Annotated in this window: 13 protein-coding genes; 5 read left to right on the forward strand and 8 right to left on the reverse strand. The window is 39.9% G+C overall.

Annotated features, from left to right (window positions below):
* Positions 1–3: 3 nt before the first annotated feature.
* From ACJ004_RS12780 to ACJ004_RS12790, 3 genes are all read left to right on the forward strand, one after another.
* Entirely contained in the window at positions 4–3,144 is a 3,141-nt protein-coding gene (locus tag ACJ004_RS12780) for an MMPL family transporter (RefSeq protein WP_410893400.1), read from the forward strand.
* A 229-nt stretch (positions 3,145–3,373) separates the two neighbouring features.
* Complete coding sequence (locus tag ACJ004_RS12785) at positions 3,374–4,219, forward strand: DUF2935 domain-containing protein (protein WP_410893401.1); 846 nt, start codon at positions 3,374–3,376, stop codon at positions 4,217–4,219.
* Between the two features lie 191 nt (positions 4,220–4,410).
* Positions 4,411–5,841 carry a TerD family protein gene (locus ACJ004_RS12790; RefSeq protein WP_410893402.1) on the forward strand — a complete coding sequence of 477 codons (1,431 nt, stop codon included), beginning with the start codon at positions 4,411–4,413 and terminating at the stop codon, positions 5,839–5,841.
* A 40-nt stretch (positions 5,842–5,881) separates the two neighbouring features.
* Here the strand turns inward: ACJ004_RS12790 and selB are convergent, their stop codons facing one another.
* The 3 genes from selB to ACJ004_RS12805 all read right to left on the reverse strand — a co-directional run bounded on the left by selB (position 5,882) and on the right by ACJ004_RS12805 (position 8,895).
* Positions 5,882–7,765 carry a selenocysteine-specific translation elongation factor gene (gene selB, locus ACJ004_RS12795; protein ID WP_410893403.1) on the reverse strand — a complete coding sequence of 628 codons (1,884 nt, stop codon included), beginning with the start codon at positions 7,763–7,765 and terminating at the stop codon, positions 5,882–5,884.
* Positions 7,766–7,913: 148 nt separating this feature from the next.
* Complete coding sequence (locus tag ACJ004_RS12800; RefSeq protein WP_410893404.1) at positions 7,914–8,420, reverse strand: hypothetical protein; 507 nt, start codon at positions 8,418–8,420, stop codon at positions 7,914–7,916.
* Entirely contained in the window at positions 8,401–8,895 is a 495-nt protein-coding gene (locus tag ACJ004_RS12805) for a hypothetical protein (protein WP_410893405.1), read from the reverse strand. Before ACJ004_RS12805 ends, ACJ004_RS12800 begins: the two co-directional genes overlap by 20 nt.
* Before the next feature lie 397 nt (positions 8,896–9,292).
* On the opposite strand from ACJ004_RS12805, the gene ACJ004_RS12810 reads away from it, so the two are divergent.
* The gene (locus ACJ004_RS12810; protein WP_410893406.1) at positions 9,293–10,948 is read left to right on the forward strand and encodes an FAD-binding dehydrogenase; all 1,656 of its coding nucleotides are present in this window, start codon (positions 9,293–9,295) and stop codon (positions 10,946–10,948) included.
* A gap of 41 nt (positions 10,949–10,989) precedes the next feature.
* Positions 10,990–11,307 (forward strand): putative quinol monooxygenase, encoded by a 318-nt coding sequence (locus ACJ004_RS12815; protein ID WP_410893408.1) that lies wholly within the window; start codon positions 10,990–10,992, stop codon positions 11,305–11,307.
* A 384-nt stretch (positions 11,308–11,691) separates the two neighbouring features.
* Here the strand turns inward: ACJ004_RS12815 and ACJ004_RS12820 are convergent, their stop codons facing one another.
* The 5 genes from ACJ004_RS12820 to ACJ004_RS12840 all read right to left on the reverse strand — a co-directional run bounded on the left by ACJ004_RS12820 (position 11,692) and on the right by ACJ004_RS12840 (position 17,291).
* Positions 11,692–14,829, reverse strand: coding sequence for an AAA family ATPase (locus ACJ004_RS12820; RefSeq protein WP_410893409.1), 3,138 nt, complete (start codon positions 14,827–14,829; stop codon positions 11,692–11,694).
* Positions 14,826–15,971 (reverse strand): exonuclease SbcCD subunit D, encoded by a 1,146-nt coding sequence (locus ACJ004_RS12825; protein WP_410893410.1) that lies wholly within the window; start codon positions 15,969–15,971, stop codon positions 14,826–14,828. Before ACJ004_RS12825 ends, ACJ004_RS12820 begins: the two co-directional genes overlap by 4 nt.
* 195 nt (positions 15,972–16,166) lie before the next feature.
* A complete protein-coding gene (locus ACJ004_RS12830) occupies positions 16,167–16,367 on the reverse strand; it encodes a cold-shock protein (RefSeq protein WP_007083969.1) in 201 nt (66 codons plus the stop codon).
* Between the two features lie 351 nt (positions 16,368–16,718).
* Positions 16,719–16,928 (reverse strand): hypothetical protein, encoded by a 210-nt coding sequence (locus tag ACJ004_RS12835; RefSeq protein WP_410893411.1) that lies wholly within the window; start codon positions 16,926–16,928, stop codon positions 16,719–16,721.
* A gap of 9 nt (positions 16,929–16,937) precedes the next feature.
* Positions 16,938–17,291, reverse strand: coding sequence for an ArsR/SmtB family transcription factor (locus ACJ004_RS12840; protein ID WP_410893412.1), 354 nt, complete (start codon positions 17,289–17,291; stop codon positions 16,938–16,940).
* Between the last annotated feature and the right edge of the window lie 17 nt (positions 17,292–17,308).

Consider the following 17,308-nt stretch of genomic DNA (forward strand, 5'->3'; position numbering starts at 1 on the left):
AAAATGAGAGCAATCATAAAAGGAAAATGGCTCATATTAATTGCGTGGATCCTTGTTATCACTGCACTATTTATGGTAGCTCCAAATATGGAAGCGCTTGTTCGGGAGAAAGGGCAAATTACTGTACCAGAAGGATATTCCTCAACTATCGCCGAAAAAATCCTCAAGGATGTTCAATCCAGTGAAAACAGCGAAAGTAATTTGCCAACTGCCCTGGTTTTTCATAGTGAGAAAAAGTTAACACAGGCAGACTTTACAAGTGCCGAAAAAGCCGTTAATCAGTTGGAACAAAACAAGGAAAAACTAGGGATTTCCGAAATTTTAACCCATTTTAATAACGTGGACCTAAAGGATCAGCTGGTTTCAGAGGATGGGAAAACGATTCTGGTTTCCCTTAAAGTCGATGTAAAAGATCGCGAAGCCAAAGAAATTGCAGATGAATTGTATCAAGAAATTGACGATGTAAAACTCGATCATTACTATACAGGAAACTGGGTGATCAGCGATGACCTAGTAACCAACTCTCAAGAAGGATTGAAAAAAACAGAGGGGATTACAGTTGGGTTCATACTGATCGTGCTCCTTCTTGTGTTTAGATCCGCGATTGCACCAATTATTCCGTTAGTTACTGTAGGCTTCAGTTATCTTACAGCACAATCGATTGTGTCTTTATTAGTGGATAAGGTAAACTTTCCACTCTCCACCTTTACACAGATTTTCTTAGTCGCTGTCCTCTTTGGAATTGGAACAGATTATTGTATCTTGCTGCTGAGTCGTTTTAAAGAGGAAATGGCAAAGAATGATAGTGTAACAGATTCGATTATAGAAACCTATCGAACTGCCGGAAAAACCGTTTTCTTTAGCGGAGTTGCCGTCATGATTGGTTTTGCTTCAATTGGATTTTCAACCTTTAAACTTTATCAATCAGCCGCAGCTGTTGCTGTAGGCGTGGCGATTCTTTTAATTGCACTTGTTACGATTGTCCCCTTCTTTATGGCTGTGCTTGGTAAAAAACTATTTTGGCCATCCAAAGGCAAACTCGAACACAGTGAAAGTAAATTTTGGGGATTTGCAGGTAAATTTGCACTTGTACGTCCATTGATTGCTTTTATTATCGTCGGCGTTATCTCTGTTCCCTTCTTATTCACGTATAAGGATCAGTTATCGTTTAATTCACTAGAAGAAATCAGTGATGATTTTTCTTCGATCAAAGGCTTCAATATTATTTCCGATTCATTTGGCCCTGGTGAATCGATGCCAACCCAAATTGTGATTAAAAATGATGATCAAATGAATACTTCCGAATATATGGCGATCACTGAAAAAATAAGCCAAGAACTCACCCGCGTCAACGACGTGAATACAGTCCGGTCCGTAACCCGTCCAACCGGTAACACACTTGACGATTTATATCTTTCTAAACAGGTAGCAAGTCTTGGTGATGGACTTAGCCAGGGTAATGATGGAATTAAAAAAATCAGCGATGGCTTAGAGGAAGCTGGCAGTCAGATGGCAGCCAATCAGCCTAAAATGCAGGAAGCCACCGACGGAATCAGCGAATTAATAACTGGAACAAATAAACTAAAAACGACAATGGGAGACATCCAAGACGGCCTTACAGAAATTGAGAAGGGTCTTAAATCGGGTTCTGCTGGTTCTACCCAGATTAAAGATGGTTTGGCCCAGGTTAAGACGAAATCTGAAGAAGTTCTAGCTGGAAGCAAACAATTGTTAGCGGGCTATCAAAAAGCAAGTGCTGGATTAGACACACTTAACGGACAATATGAAAAAGTAGCTACTGGATTAAATACATTGCACAACAATTTATCTGCCACAAATCAATATTTTACTAATCTAGAAAAGCAATACAGTGATATCGGTCAAAATCAAAACTATCAAGCTATTAAAATGACAGTTCAGGGCTCGCAAACCGCGACAAAAGAGTTAGCGGGAGGAATGCAGCAATTAAATGGAGAACTTAAGAGTGCCCAAGAAGGAATTCAGTTTGCGAATAGTAAATTTGCCGAAATTACAAAAGGCCAAAAAGCACTGATTTCAGGGATGCAAGGTCTTTTAAAAGGGATTTCCGGTTTGGAAACTGGGCTCGATAAAATGGCTGAAGGACAAGGAAAAATCATTGCAGGCCTTCCTCAATATACTGGTGGACTATCTGGATTAAATAACGGGCAAAAGCAGCTTCTAACGGGCTTCCAGGATATGGGTAGTCAGATCACTCAGCTTTCAGATGGATTAACCCAAAGTGCTGATGGTTTAAATCAAGTTTCTGACGGACTGAATTCTGCTCAAGATTACCTGTCTGAGGTCTCCAAGCAGCAACAAAATGGATTTTATATTCCACAGGACGTTCTTGACAGTAAGGACTTCGAGCAAGCACTCGACGCTTATATGTCAAAAGATAGAAAAGTAATGACCATTGATGTGATTTTTAGTAAAAATCCTTATTCTAATGATGCGATCGACCGCATTCCCGAAATTAAGGAAGCAGTAAAACGTGTGATTAAGGACACCAAGCTTGAGAATGCCAAAGTAGCGGTAGGCGGTGTATCAAGTATGCATAACGATCTTGATTCCATTTCAAAAGCGGATTATTCTAGAACCGTTGTGCTCATGCTTGTCGGGATTAGTATTATCTTAGTGATTCTGCTCCGTTCTCTAATTATGCCTCTTTATCTGATTGGCTCATTGGTGTTAACCTATTATACTTCGATGGCCATTTCAGAAAAAATCTTTGTCAATTTATTAGGTTACTCTGGAATTAGTTGGGCGGTTCCCTTCTTTGCCTTTGTTATCTTAGTAGCCTTAGGTATAGATTACAGTATTTTCTTAATGGATCGCTTCAACGAATATCGAAACCTGCCAGTTGAAAAAGCCATTCTACTTTCCATGAAAAAGATGGGTACGGTTATTATTTCAGCAGCGATCATCTTAGGCGGTACCTTTGCCGCGATGATGCCTTCTGGTGTTTTATCCTTGCTTGAAATTGCTACAATCCTACTAATCGGATTAGCCTTGTATTCCCTGGTTGTGCTTCCATTGTTTGTACCTGTCATGGTGAAAACATTCGGCGAAGCCAACTGGTGGCCTTTTATAAAAAATAAAGATCATTCGAATCATATAAACTAATATAATGATTTTATAAAACTATGCCCCCTAAAAGCTCAGTTAAAAGACTCCCATCATAGCAGTAAACTGATGACTCCGGAATTGTACCGGAGTCATTTTCTTTAAGCTACATTGAAGGTTGATGTCTCCTCTATTTATCCTCTGGCAACATTGTCATTTTGTTTTGGTCTATTTATAGGACTTTTTTAATAAGATTTTAATGAATGAAGCATTAATTAGGGGGTTTGACATGATTGGGGATGGAGGTTATTTACATCCAGATACGGGTGTAACATCTGGAATGTTCGTAGAGCGATCTTTAAATGAAATTCGTTTTTGGGGCAGAATTATGAAAGAGCATTCATTATTTCTTCGCTTAGGTTTTAGAGCCGAGGATACTCAACTTATTCAAGAGGCTAATCAATTTTACCAAACGTTTGAACAAATTGAACAAGCTGCCTATTCCTTTAACAATCAAACTGATCCTGAACAAATAAGAAGATTTAATACAGAAGTACAACTAGCAGCAACCAATATTTTCCTATTTAAACGAAAAATACTAGGATTAATTCTCACATGTAAAATGCCAGGGGCAAACAATTTTCCACTATTAGTGGATCATACAAGTCGGGAAGCTAATTATTTTAGAAAACGATTAATTGAATTGAATGAAGGTAAATTGAAACCTCTTCCTGATGCCATTATTAAAGAAAATGTCTTTTTCTTAAGGATCATGGCCGACCATGCTAAGTTTATTGGTCATCTGCTAGATCCGTCTGAGAGGAAGTTAGTTGATATGGCTCGTAATTTTAGTAATGATTTTGATCAATTGATGTATCAAGCGATAGATTTAGAATCTATGCGGCCACAATCTCAAACAGTTCCTCTTCTAGATCAATTCCTGGATCAGAATCGTGTATCGGTCTCATCGCTTAGGGACTTTAAGAAAACGGCACGTGACCTAATAGAGCAATGTAAAATCAAGAGTATCATTCACCCGCTCTTAGCAGACCACGTATACCGTGAAGCTGATAGATTCCTTGAAATAATTGATATGTTTGATGCTCATCTTACCAGTGGTAACCCACAAACTTGATAGTAATTGATAAATAGAAAGAGACCAACTTCCAAAGTTAGTCTCTTTAATTTGATTTTTCCATGAAAACTTGAAACTTTTTTCACTCTAACCTCGTACATAATGGTGACCTAAATCATGAAGAAATTTTTTCCTTTTTAAAAAATACATTATAATGTACATAGGTAAATAATCGATGAGGAGTGAAAACAGTGGGTGTTACACTAAGCAAGGGACAAAAAGTAGATTTAACAAAATCTCACCCTGGCCTGCAAAACGTCGTGGTTGGGTTAGGCTGGAATATTAATCAACAAGGTTCAAACTTTGATTTAGATGCATCTGCCTTTTTATTAGGGGAATCTGGGAAAGTGAACAGTGATCAGGATTTTGTGTTTTATAACAATCCTTCAGGTGGAAATGGCTCGATTATTTATAGCGGTGACAACCGGACGGGTGCAGGGGCACAGGATGATGAACAGATCAGGATTGATTTAGCAAGGGTACCTGCCCACATTCACCGGGTTGCCTTCACCATTACCATCCATGACGCTCAAGCGAAGCGTCAAAATTTTGGACAAATATCAGATTCCTATGTACGTATTTTCAATGAGCAAACACATGAGGAATTATTGAGGTTCAACTTAGGAAGAGACTTTACGGTAGAAACAGCAATTGTTACAGCTGAACTGTATCGCCACAATGGGGAGTGGAAGTTTAATGCCATTGCCAGTGGCTTCCAAGGAGGATTGGCTGCACTTTGTCGGAACTTCGGGATTGCGGTGGATGACCCTCCAGCGAGTGTGTCAACACCAACACCATCTCAGCCTTCAACGTATCAACCAAGTCAAAGGTATCAGCAGGCTAGTCCATACCAACAAAACCAATCAAACGGTAATTATCAGCAGCCTGTTCATCTGCAGCCTGAATCATCTTACCAACATCAACAGCCTGCCTACGGATATCCGACACAGTCTTATCCCGCGACAGTAAATTCACACCAGACATACGGTGGAGATGAAATCATTTGTCCGCGCTGTCACTCGTCCAATGTTAGGACAGGCAAGAAAGGGTTCGGTCTGGGTAAAGCCGCAATTGGCGGACTAATCCTTGGTCCTGTTGGCTTACTTGGCGGTTTTATAGGAAAAAATCAATTGAAGTTTTCATGTAATAGCTGCGGCAATTCCTGGTCCCCTTCGCAAACCGATTACGCAGAATGGGCAAACAATCAAAAGAGAAAAGCACAGGAACTCTTTAATCGTTATAAAAGTCAGGATGTCCTTGATGCAGTGGTAGCTGCCTGTGCCTTAGTGGCGATGGCAGATGGATACCTAGATGCATCTGAACGCCAGAAAATGATCGAGTTTGTCCATCAAAGTGAGGAATTACGAGTTTTTGATACCACTAAGGTCATCCAAAAATTCAACATGTTTGTTTCTCGAATCGAAAATGACCGTATGATGGGTCGTGCTGAGGCCTTCCGTGCTCTTGCAAAAATAAGAACCAAGCCCGAAATTGCTCGTCTTGTCGCCCGTTATTGTATCGCCATTGGCTATGCGGATGGAAATTTTGACAACAATGAGAAGCAAATGGTTAGCGATATCTGTAATGAACTTGGCCTAAACCCTGCAGAGTTTTTATCTTAAATAAAAGCCTCAATTCCATCACGGAATTGAGGCTTTTAAGCTAATTTTTCCAAACTCGTTTATTCTCCACTCTCTTGGTAAGTCCTAAAGAATCTAATCTTTCTAAAAACGGGATCATATATTTCCGTGATAGATCAAGAACGTCTTTCGCCTCGCCGACATCAAATTCTGTTCCAGTTTGACTGCGGAGTTTAGCAACTGCTTGCTCAAACACTTCCCCATGGTAAGCAAACTGTTCATCCAACTGGACAAGTAATTCTTCCTCTTCTAAAAAGCGTCGTAGATCAGCCACAAGATTATCAGGAATACCGGCATCTGCAAAATAATCTTTTAAGTAACGAACCTTTAATCCATCCGATTTTAAATCAGAAATCAGATTTTCAGTCCGCTTTGCCCAGTTTTTCGGGACATGTGGGACGAAGCTTGCCAACGAAACAAATTGCCCTCTTCTGTTAAAAATGTGATTCTCCATTCCATTTTCGACAACAAAATCTAGTAAATGTTTTGGAACTCTTTTTTGCATTGTTTGCAAAAGCTCTGCTTTGTTTATCCCGATTTTCATCGAATAAAGCAGATGGAAATCCTGTAATTTATCGAAGATATCCTCCTCAATCGAATTGATCAGCAATTGGAGTGTATATTCCTTCCCATCAAATAAAACAAATTCTTCCTCCGCTAATTGCTCGGTTAATGTGGCTTCGTCTAAAGAAGTTCGTTTGATTAACTCAGTCAAAGGCAAGCATTTCGCTTCCAATAAAGCAGCAGAAATCCTCTCCTTAGGTGAACCGACCTTTTTCTTTTCTAGGTCTTCAATCGTCTGATTTCCAAAACGATATTTATCACCACGTGGGTCAATCACCCAGCCCCCGCCTATCGTTTCTTGCGGGCTAGGACGACGTAGAATAAAACGATCGCCGCGTTTTGTAAGAATTTCTACCTCAAGTCTGAGTTGACAGAGAATTTCCCCATTTTCCTCTTTGATTTCATTGCGGTCAAAAAAGACAATTCTCCCCATTACCTCCGCGGTTCCGATATGAAGTTTAATTGGCATCCGCTGTTTGACCATATGCTCAAGGTCTTCAACGACACGAATAGCAACATCTAGGGTTTTCGTTACGAGGAAATGTTCCGACGAAACAAGCACATCTCCCCTTTCTACTTCTTCCCTTGAAACACCCGAAAGGTTAATGGCCGTCCGTTGACCCGCATAGGCCTTTTCGGCGGGGTTATGGTGGACTTGAATCTGCCGCGCCCTGACCTCTAGCCCTATAGGCATGATTTTTAGCGTTTGTCCCTCTTCGACTGTTCCTTCGTACACAGTGCCTCGAACGACAGTCCCTTGGCCTTTTACTGTGAATACCTGGTCAATTGGCAGACGGAATGCCCCTTTAGCATCACGCATTTCTTGTTCCTTTAAAGTTTTAATGATTAATTCCTTAATCTCGTCGATGCCTTTGTTAGAAAGACTATCTATTAAAACAAACGGTGCGTGCTCAAATACGGTTCCACACAGTTCATCCAAAATATCATCTTTTACAAGTTCGATAAATTCCTCATCTACTCTATCAATTTTTGAAATGGCGACCAAACCATTTTTTACCCCTAAAAATTTCAGGATATCCAAGTGCTCCCTCGTTTGCGGCATCACACCTTCGTCTGCTGCTACGACGAGCACGACCAGATCAATCCCAGCAACACCAGCAATCATTTGTCGGATAAACCGTTCGTGCCCTGGAACATCTATAACCGAAATTTGTATTTCATTATCTTCGTATAAGGGTGCAAACCCAAGCTCGATTGAAATTTGACGTTCCTTTTCTTCTTTTAACCGGTCTGTATCTACATTGGTTAACGCTTTAGTTAAAGACGTTTTCCCATGGTCTATGTGCCCTGCCATACCAATTGTAAAATATCGTTTTTCCAAGGATGCCACCTACTTTATCGTTCTTCCTTTCTAATGTATCTATTATGACTCTATTGTTCAAGAGGAGATTTTCTGACATTTACACCCTCTTTTCAATATATCTCCGTATTTTAGAAAAAAAGCGACTAAATTGACAAAAAACCAGAATTCATCTGGTTTTTTTCATTTCCTTATTATCACCTTGTAAGAATCGATAAATCACTACTAATAAAGATTGAATAAAAAGATAAGCACATATCGAGTAAACAATATTGTTCCCGTTTTTATAATGAAATACCCCCATTTTATGGTAAACCCACTCTACCCCTACAGCAACTGCAGTGAAACATGATATGAAAAACACTAAGTATTGATCTTTCAATTGATACTTTTTATAAAGATACAGAAATAGGTACGAAAAAGGGGGATAAAGGAAATAAACGACTACATCCATAACCGTGTACTCAGGACCATCCATAATATCGTAAAAGTCCAACGGCGGAGCTCCCAACGAGTTATCAAAAAGACTTGCTACTGTCACGCTATAAAGGAAAATAAGGATGGTCAACTGCTTTGAAAACACTTTTGGCAAAAAGAAATAAATTCCCCATGAGATAATAATCGCAAAAATAACAAAATAATCATTTTGGTCAAATTTATTTTCTACCAACATCATCCTTGTTTTTCACCTCCTGACATTGCAATCCCCTAAACCACTTAAACGCAAACATCACAAAAAACAAATAAAGAAGATAATAAATCACGGTAATAAATTGATTCCACTTTTTAAAATTATACAACTCACTATTCAAATTAATTTTATCGATGCCGATGATAATTAGGCAGTACATCAAAACAAGTGCTAAAGCTTTTTTCAAAGTATTATTAGTAAGATGCAATGTAATATAGGAAACAAATAATGGGATAAAGAGGCTCCGAAAAAGGATAAATGCGATATATAATTTCGGAGTTGTTGTTGTTTTCAACCATTTAAATGTTTCAAAAAATCCTAAATAGGTATGAGTGTTAATCAAACAAGAAAGGAGGACAAGAAATAAAAGGTCGCTTCTCGAGATCTGGGAATCTTGGCGATTAAAAATAAGCAATCCCATCATTAGCCAACTTATAGTGAAATAAAAGGTAATTACCATGATATCTCCTCTTCTAAACCTCTCAGGGTTTGTTCCTTTCTCTATCTTTTCCTTCTTTTTCAAAAAATAGAATGATTTCATAATTTCAAACCTCTAAATATTAAATAAAAATGACGAGTGAATTGGTCATATCTAGAGTTATAAATAAACAGGCTATTTTATTAGGACTACAGCTCCCCATGAAGTTTTTTAAGATCCTCACGCTCAGCGGTTAGCAAATTAGTTGCATGAGGGGACCCTTTCAAGAAAAGCGCTTGATTGTGTCCCCTTATTGCATTCATATCAGATTGAATAATCACCCAAAATTTCCATGTAAGTTATGGTATACTTAACTATATTTATTTTTCTGATAATTCACTAAACAATCTGATAGTTTCATAGGAGGGGGGAAATTAATTTGAATTTTGACGTGATAGTGGTTGGCGCGGGCTTAGCTGGTTTAGTGGCAACAGCTGAACTTGCAGATGCAGGAAAAAGAGTTCTGCTTTTAGATCAAGAACCAGAAGCCTCTCTAGGTGGGCAAGCGTGGTGGTCATTTGGAGGTTTATTTCTCATCGATTCTCCCGAACAAAGAAGAATGGGGATCAAGGACTCACGTGAACTCGCCTGGCAGGACTGGTTAGGGGCTGCTGGATTTGACCGAGAAGATGATGAGGATTATTGGGGGAAAAAGTGGGCAGAGGCTTATGTTGATTTCGCCGCAGGTGAAAAACGTGAATGGCTACAAGGAATGGGAGTTCGATTTTTCCCTGTTGTAGGTTGGGCAGAGCGTGGCGGCTATACGGCTGAAGGACATGGAAATTCAGTACCCCGTTTCCATATTGTCTGGGGAACAGGCCCCGGTCTTGTTAAGCCATTTGAGGATCGAGTTCGTAAAGCGATAGAGAATGGACTTGTTGAGTATCGTCCCCGACATCGCGTAAATGAATTAATCAAGGAAAATGACGCTATTATCGGTGTTCGAGGTGACATCCTCATTCCAAGTACCGCGGCCCGTGGGGAAGCAAGCTCCCGCGAGGTAATCGGGGAATTTGAGTTTCATTCTTCGGCTGTAGCGGTTACAAGCGGCGGGATAGGTGGAAACCATGAGTTAATTAGAAAAAATTGGCCGGATCGGCTTGGTAAAGCTCCTCAAAATATGATCTCAGGAGTACCGGAACATGTGGATGGTAGAATGCTTGGCATAACGGAAAAAGCCGGCGGACGGATCGTCAATCGTGACCGAATGTGGCATTATACCGAAGGAATCAAAAACTGGGACCCAGTTTGGCCTAAACATGGTATTCGGATCCTGCCTGGTCCATCCTCGCTTTGGCTTGACGCAAAAGGGAAGCGTTTTCCCGCGCCAAACTTTCCCGGATTTGATACTTTAGGGACACTGGAAGCTATTATGAAGTCAGGATACGACTACTCTTGGTTCATTTTAACTCAGAAAATTATCGAAAAAGAGTTTGCCTTATCAGGATCAGAGCAAAATCCTGATTTAACCGGAAAAAGCATTAAAAAAGTGTTAGCCCGGGTCCTACCTGGTCCAACTGCACCTGTTAAGGCATTTATGGATAAAGGTGAGGATTTTGTTATTGCGAATACCCTGCCTGAACTTATAGATGGGATGAACAAAATTTCCGGTGATAACTTGTTATCGCTTGATGAGATTGAGCGCCAGATCCTTGCAAGAGACCGAGAAATAGAAAATAAATTTACAAAGGATCTGCAAATCACCGCCATGCGTGGAGCCAGAAATTATCTTGGTGACAAATTGATCAGAGTGGCTACCCCACATAGAATTCTCGATCCCAAAATGGGTCCATTAATTGCAGTTCGGTTAAACATTGTCAGTCGAAAAACACTTGGCGGACTGCAGACTGATTTATCCGGCAGAGTCCTTGATGCAGCTGGCAAACCAGTTCCAGGTCTTTACGCAGCTGGAGAAGTATCAGGTTTTGGCGGAGGCGGAATTCATGGCTATCGCTCGCTGGAAGGAACATTCGTCGGGGGCTGTCTATTTACTGGAAGGGAAGCTGGACGTGCAATCGCAAAAGAATTAATATAATGATTATAATGATGTGAACCTTAATTAAAGGAGGTGAAATAATGTCATCCTTAGTGTTCATGGCACTTTATCGTCCAAAACCGGGCAAAGAGGGAGAATTAAAAGAAGTCCTTAAAGTACATATCCCCACCCTCCGAGAAGAAGATTTAATCACAAATCGAGAATTATTGACGCTTCAAGCAGAGGATGGAACGATCATCGAGATTGCTGAGTGGAGGTCAACGGAGGCGATTGAAAAAGCACACCAATCCGCGAATGTAATGGCCGTTTGGGATAAAATTGGTTCCTTAGCGGAATTAACGAGTCTTTCCACACTCACTGAAGCCCAACACCCTTTTCCTAACTTTAGGCCATTATAAGGTTACAGATCGTTGAAAATACAAAAAGCAGTGAGATTTCAGATTAATGAAATCCACTGCTTTTTTGCGTTCGGGTAAGAGGGTCTCTTTCTTACCGTCAGACGCCTTTTTCCTGTTTAAGAGTAATTATAAGCTCCTCTTTCTTACCCGACGGCTCTTTTTTCATGCTCCAGGGTAATTATAAGCTCTTCTTTTTTACCCGACTGTCCTTTATTTCCACTCCAGGGGAATTATAAGCTCTTCTTTCTTACCCGCCTATCCTTTATTTCCACTTCTAGGGAATTATAAGCCTCTCTTTCTTACCGTATGGCTCTTTTTTTCTGCTCAAAGGGAAAATAAAACACTCAATACCCAAGATCTAAACTTTTACAAACTACTGAACCACTAATTTGTAAACACAAATTCCGTTCTACTTCCGGTCTGATCTGCCATGACTTCGAGTCTGATATCAATTCGCTCTTTCAACTCCGGAACATGAGAGATAATACCAACCAAGCGGCCGCTGCTTTGAATATCCATTAATGCTTCAATTGCCTGATCGAGTGACTCAGGATCCAGTGTACCAAAGCCCTCATCTATAAACATCGTTTCTAACGATACCCCGCCGGCATAATTTTGAACGACATCAGCCAGACCGAGGGCGAGTGATAAGGAAGCTTTAAAACTTTCTCCGCCCGATAAAGTTTTGACATGACGTTCTTGGCCCGTATACTGGTCAAACACGAGCAATTCCAAACCGCTTTGTGCATTTCCTTTGGACCGATCAGTTTTTCTAAGCAATTGAAAACGGCCGGAAGTCATTTTTCTGAGGCGACCATTTGCTTCTCGTAAAATATCATCCAGGAATGATGCTAGAACGTACCGTTCAAAGGTAATCCGGAAGTTATTTTGGCCTTTAGCAATTTCATAAAGATGTCCAATTAACTTGTACCGTTCTTCCATAACCTTCATTTGTTCATTCAAACTTACCACACGATTATATATTTCTTCGTTATCCCGCTTTTTAACAAATAGACTCGTGTGTTGTTGAGTAAGAGCCTCGATCTCTCTAGTCATTTTCACTAACTCAAGTTTCAATCCATCGACATCAGGTGTTTTTACGTCCATTAAACGATCTGTTAATTCTTTCAAACGGTCAGAAACCGATCGTAACTCTTCACGATAACTGCGGATCTCTGCTTCAAGACGGTTAATTTCTTCTTCCGTCCGTTTAGAATCAGCATAGGTGCCGTATTTTTCAAAGCCCTGCTCTGACAGTTTGTTAATAAAGATTTCTCTTTCCGATTTCAGTTCTTGTTTCTTGCTAGTATGGTGCTTCTGGGCATCTTGTAATCTCGCTGCTTCATTTGAAAGTTTTTCTTTCACATTCTGTAACCGCTGCTGAGCTTCTTCCAATTGTTTAACCAGCAGTTCCTGCTGGTTTTTAGCAATCAAGAGGGCTTTTTCGTATTCTACTTCCGAACGAAGATTCTCTGGAATGACTTTCATCATCCGTGCAAGATTGGTCTTCTTTTCAGTAAATTGTACCGTTAACTCATTTATCAGATCGGAAACCTGGAGAATCGTTTTTTGCGCCTTTTCTTTTTCAACTTCTCTGTTTTCAATTTCGCTCTTCACTTTATCGAGCATCTTAATCTGCTCCGCAAGCCTTGCTTGAGACTGAACAAGCTGGTTCATAGCAGTAACTGCCTCAATTTTTGCATTAGCTAATTGATCTGCTGTAAAATCTGCACGGTACAAACGAATTTCGTTAATGATCTCTTCAACAGCTTCCTTGTGTGTTGCCTCAGCTGACTGACTTTGGTAAAAAGCTGCTTCATCCGCTGACTTTTCTTTTTCCCACTTGGCACTTTGAGCCTTAGCCGCCTTCATTTCCTCTTCAGTCGGAATAGTGTCACCCTGTTGGACTGCTGGAGTTGGATGGTGTTCCGACCCACAAACAGGACAGGCTTCACCCGATTGGAGTCTTGCTGCTAATATGGACGCCTGACCATGCATCCATTTTCTCTCTAATTGTTCCACCAATGCTCTTGCGTCTGTAAATCTAGCAGTAGTATTTTCATATCTAGAAGTTATCGACCTTAGATTTTGCTCGGCTTTTTGATGACGGTCCAGCAACATTTCGTATTTTTCCAAGCGATCAAACTCAGACTTCAGTTTATCTATTTTACCTGCATTTTCTAGATAGAGGAGTTTCCCTTTCTCAATTTCTTCCTTTTGCCGTTTAAGGTCAACTATTTTCGCTTCTAGTTGTTCAAGGATTTGTTCTGCCTTTCTATGCTTTTGTTGCGCTGCTTTTAATTCAGCATCCTTGTTTTGTGTTTCTTTAAGCAGTGCGGAAAACGAATAGACATCCTCCCTCATATTGACTAATCGATTTACCTCATCAAGGGCTGTTTGACGTTCCCCTTCTCGTGCAAGTTCTTTTTCTAGATCTTGTTCATGTTGTTGTGCAAGTCCTGCCAATTTCTCTATTTCCGTCTGGATCGATTTTAAATTTCCATCAAGTTGATCTACCTCACGCTTTAAACGGTGGCATAGCTCTTCCTGTTTTGCTAAAAGGGCAGCCTTATGGGCACGTTGCACCTGCTTTTCTTTCTCAGAAATCACTTCTTCTTGAGATAAAAGTTGTGCCTTTTGCACTTTTAACTCCTCTTGCATTTGCAGCTGTTTTAACACTCCCTCTGCTTCAATCAGCTGGCCCTTTAATTTGTCCTGCTCCTGGCCCTTTTCTTTTAATTGGAGGTTCAATTGTTCTAACACTTCACCCATACCCATAATTTCTTTTTGTAAAAGCGGCAGGATGATCGTATCATTCAGACTATCTGCATCCAAATATTCTCGTAGTTCTTCATTGGTTACGGCCTGAATGCGTCGAATCTGCTCATTTCTTGCCTGGACCTTGTCCTCAACTGACTTTTTCAGGTCTATAGCCTCAGCTTTCAGTTTCTCTTCAACCATCTTATATAATTGTGTATGGAACAGCCGCTGTAAAATTACTTCTTTATCCTTACTATCTGAGGTGAGCAGTTTCCGGAATTCCCCCTGGGGAATCATTAATATTTGCCGGAACTGATTTGCATCAATCAGCATAATTTCCTTAATTTTTTCCTCAACATCATTGATTTTAGAAGCCAGCAGCTTCTTTTCGCCATTTTCTGTCCACATATATAACTCAGCTTTGGCACCTATTTGTGTATAGCCGTCACCTTTGTCTTTCTTCTTTAGTTGCTGCGGTGACCGTGTAATTGAATAAGCCTTGTTACGAAGGGAAAAATCAAGAGAAACCTCGGTTAATAACTCATCATTGGCAAACTGGCTGCGCAGATCGGGGCCATTGCGGTCCTCACCACTCGCTTTTCCATATATCGCATAACTGATTGCATCAAAAATGGTTGTTTTTCCGGAGCCGGTTTTACCGGAAATAACGAACATTGTCCGATTGCCTAGTGCGGTAAAGTCGATTTCTTCATGTCCGGCATAAGGTCCGAACGCTTGCATCGTCAGTTTTAACGGTTTCATTTCATTCCCTCCTCCCTCAGGACTTTTTCAATTACCTCTGTCATGGCCCCTTTTTTATCAAGCGAAAATTCCGAGGTTGTCATTTCAGTGTAAAATTGTTCAAACAACTCAATCTCGGACTTCTTCTCACTTCGAATCGATTTGAAAGATTGCTTTTTCTTTAAATCGGTAATATCGAGTTTTCGTTCCAGATGGAGGACGTTCGGATACACTTGACGCAGCTTATTTATTGGGTCGATCAAAGCCCCTTCATCAAGAAGAGTAATTTTTAAATAATCATGAACTGTTTCTTTTTCATAAAAAAAAGGGTCAAGTAATTCTTCTAGATGCCCTTCTAATTCACGCATATCATGTTTTGGCGTCAGCGAGCGGTAACGGTGCGTAAAGGTACCATTATCGTCCATTTCAATAATTGAAATCGACTTTTTTTGTTTAGCTTCCGAGAAAGAATATTTTAAGAGGGAACCTGAATACTTCACTTTGTCATGGTTAATGGCGTCCGGACTGTGTAAGTGACCAAGTGCTGTATAAGAAAAAGGTTCGAACAATTCAGCACCCACACAACCGGAACCTCCTACAGATAAGACTCGTTCAGAATCGGACGTTTGCCCTCCTAGTACAAAGGCATGTCCAACCAAAACATTGGGCTCGTTAGGATTAATAGTTTCCTCCATTTTTCCAACTAGTGCTTTCATCGCTTCTTGATGGGAATGGATGGAATCATCTTCGAGTAGTTGACGGACTACCCCTGGTTCTGCATAAGGAACCAGATAAAAATTAACCCCGTTTATTCGCACTGGAGTAAAATTGTTTGTTAATTTTCCTGATAAATAAAATTGGCTGTGCTTATACCAGGAACTGCCAAATGAAAGTCTCTCTGCACTATCATGGTTCCCAGCAATCGCCACTACCGGTGTTTTCAATTCCACATTAATTTTAAAGAGAATTTCATCGAGTAATTCCACGGCATCAGTTGGCGGCACCGAACGATCGTATAAGTCACCTGCAATAACAACAGCATCCGGCTTTTCTTCCGCGACGATGGCCACAAATTGCTCAAGTACTTCGCGCTGATTTTCTGTCATATAGACCCCATGAACTAGCTTCCCTAGATGCCAATCAGCTGTATGGATAAATTTCATCTGCTCACCCCAATTTATCATTCTGCATTTTTCTAATACTACTATTATAGCAAAATACAAATAGGAATGAGATTGGAAATGCAAGCAGATTACTGGAATATTGGGTATTTTATACTATAAAAAAGTTTAAAATAGCTATTAAAATACAAAAAACAGCCCGGAGCATAGTCCGGACTGTTATAGTAGATTACAAAATTATTTTTTAGTTACGTTAGCAGCTTGTGGTCCACGAGCTCCTTCAACAACTTCGAAAGATACTTCTTGACCTTCTTCTAAAGTTTTGAAACCTTCTGTTTGGATTGCAGAGTAATGAACGAATACGTCGTTACCGTCTTCAGCTTCGATGAATCCAAAACCTTTTTCTGAATTAAACCATTTTACTTTACCGTTTTTCATGAAAAAAAATCCTCCTATTGGCTTATAAATGTAAGCCATGTGTAAATTCACCAAATTACAACGTGATAGCTTTACCTTCATTTCCTCATCCAAACATCAGTTAAAACTTTGAACAAGCTTGTAACATAAATCTAATCTCGTGCAACGGCTGACTAAATTTTAGCACTCTTTTCGCTTAAATGTCAATAAAGGACAAACCAACATAAACCTACATATTTCTACATTCTCACACTGTTTTCATGGTTAATTCGACAAAAATCAACACCCTTCTTTTTGGGCCAATTTTATAAAAAACGATGCCTATTTATTCTCTGTTGTGCAATAAATTTGCTACTTTTTATTATTACTATTTTACGATGTTGGAAGAACTGCTGTATTCCGATAAATCTTTCCGATCCGACACTTTATCCCCTTAACAATATCCTTCACTAGTAATTCCAAACCGATATACGTTAAGGATGGAAAATCAGCAAACAGCTTTTTAACCTCCCACTTTAACTCATTTTTTCCGCAAATACTATGTCGATTAATTTTGTCGACTTCTTCTTTAATTTTGGCCATTTGAAGAATTTAATTCTTCGGCATCGACGGCTCTTCCTCATCTTCTTTAAATTTGTCTAATATCGTGATCGTATCCACAAGATGATTGTTAAAGATTTGTCTTGCAACGGCTAACAATTCGATAATCATCGGGTCCTTTAGTGTATAAATGACCTTGTTACCCTCTTTCGTTCCAGAGACAATATTCTTCGCTCTTAGGATGGTTAGCTGCTGTGAAACAGCCGACCCTTCACTGCCAACAATGGTTTGAATTTCATTGACATTCTTATCCCCTTCAGCTAAGAGTTCTAAAATACGGATTCTCAATGGATGTGCTAGTGCTTTGAAAAATTCCGCCTTAAATTGCTGCATTTCAAGATTCAATTTGTCCACTCCCATGC

It is taken from the genome of Neobacillus sp. 204 (genome assembly GCF_046562815.1).
Taxonomy (GTDB): Bacteria; Bacillota; Bacilli; order Bacillales; family Cytobacillaceae; genus Neobacillus.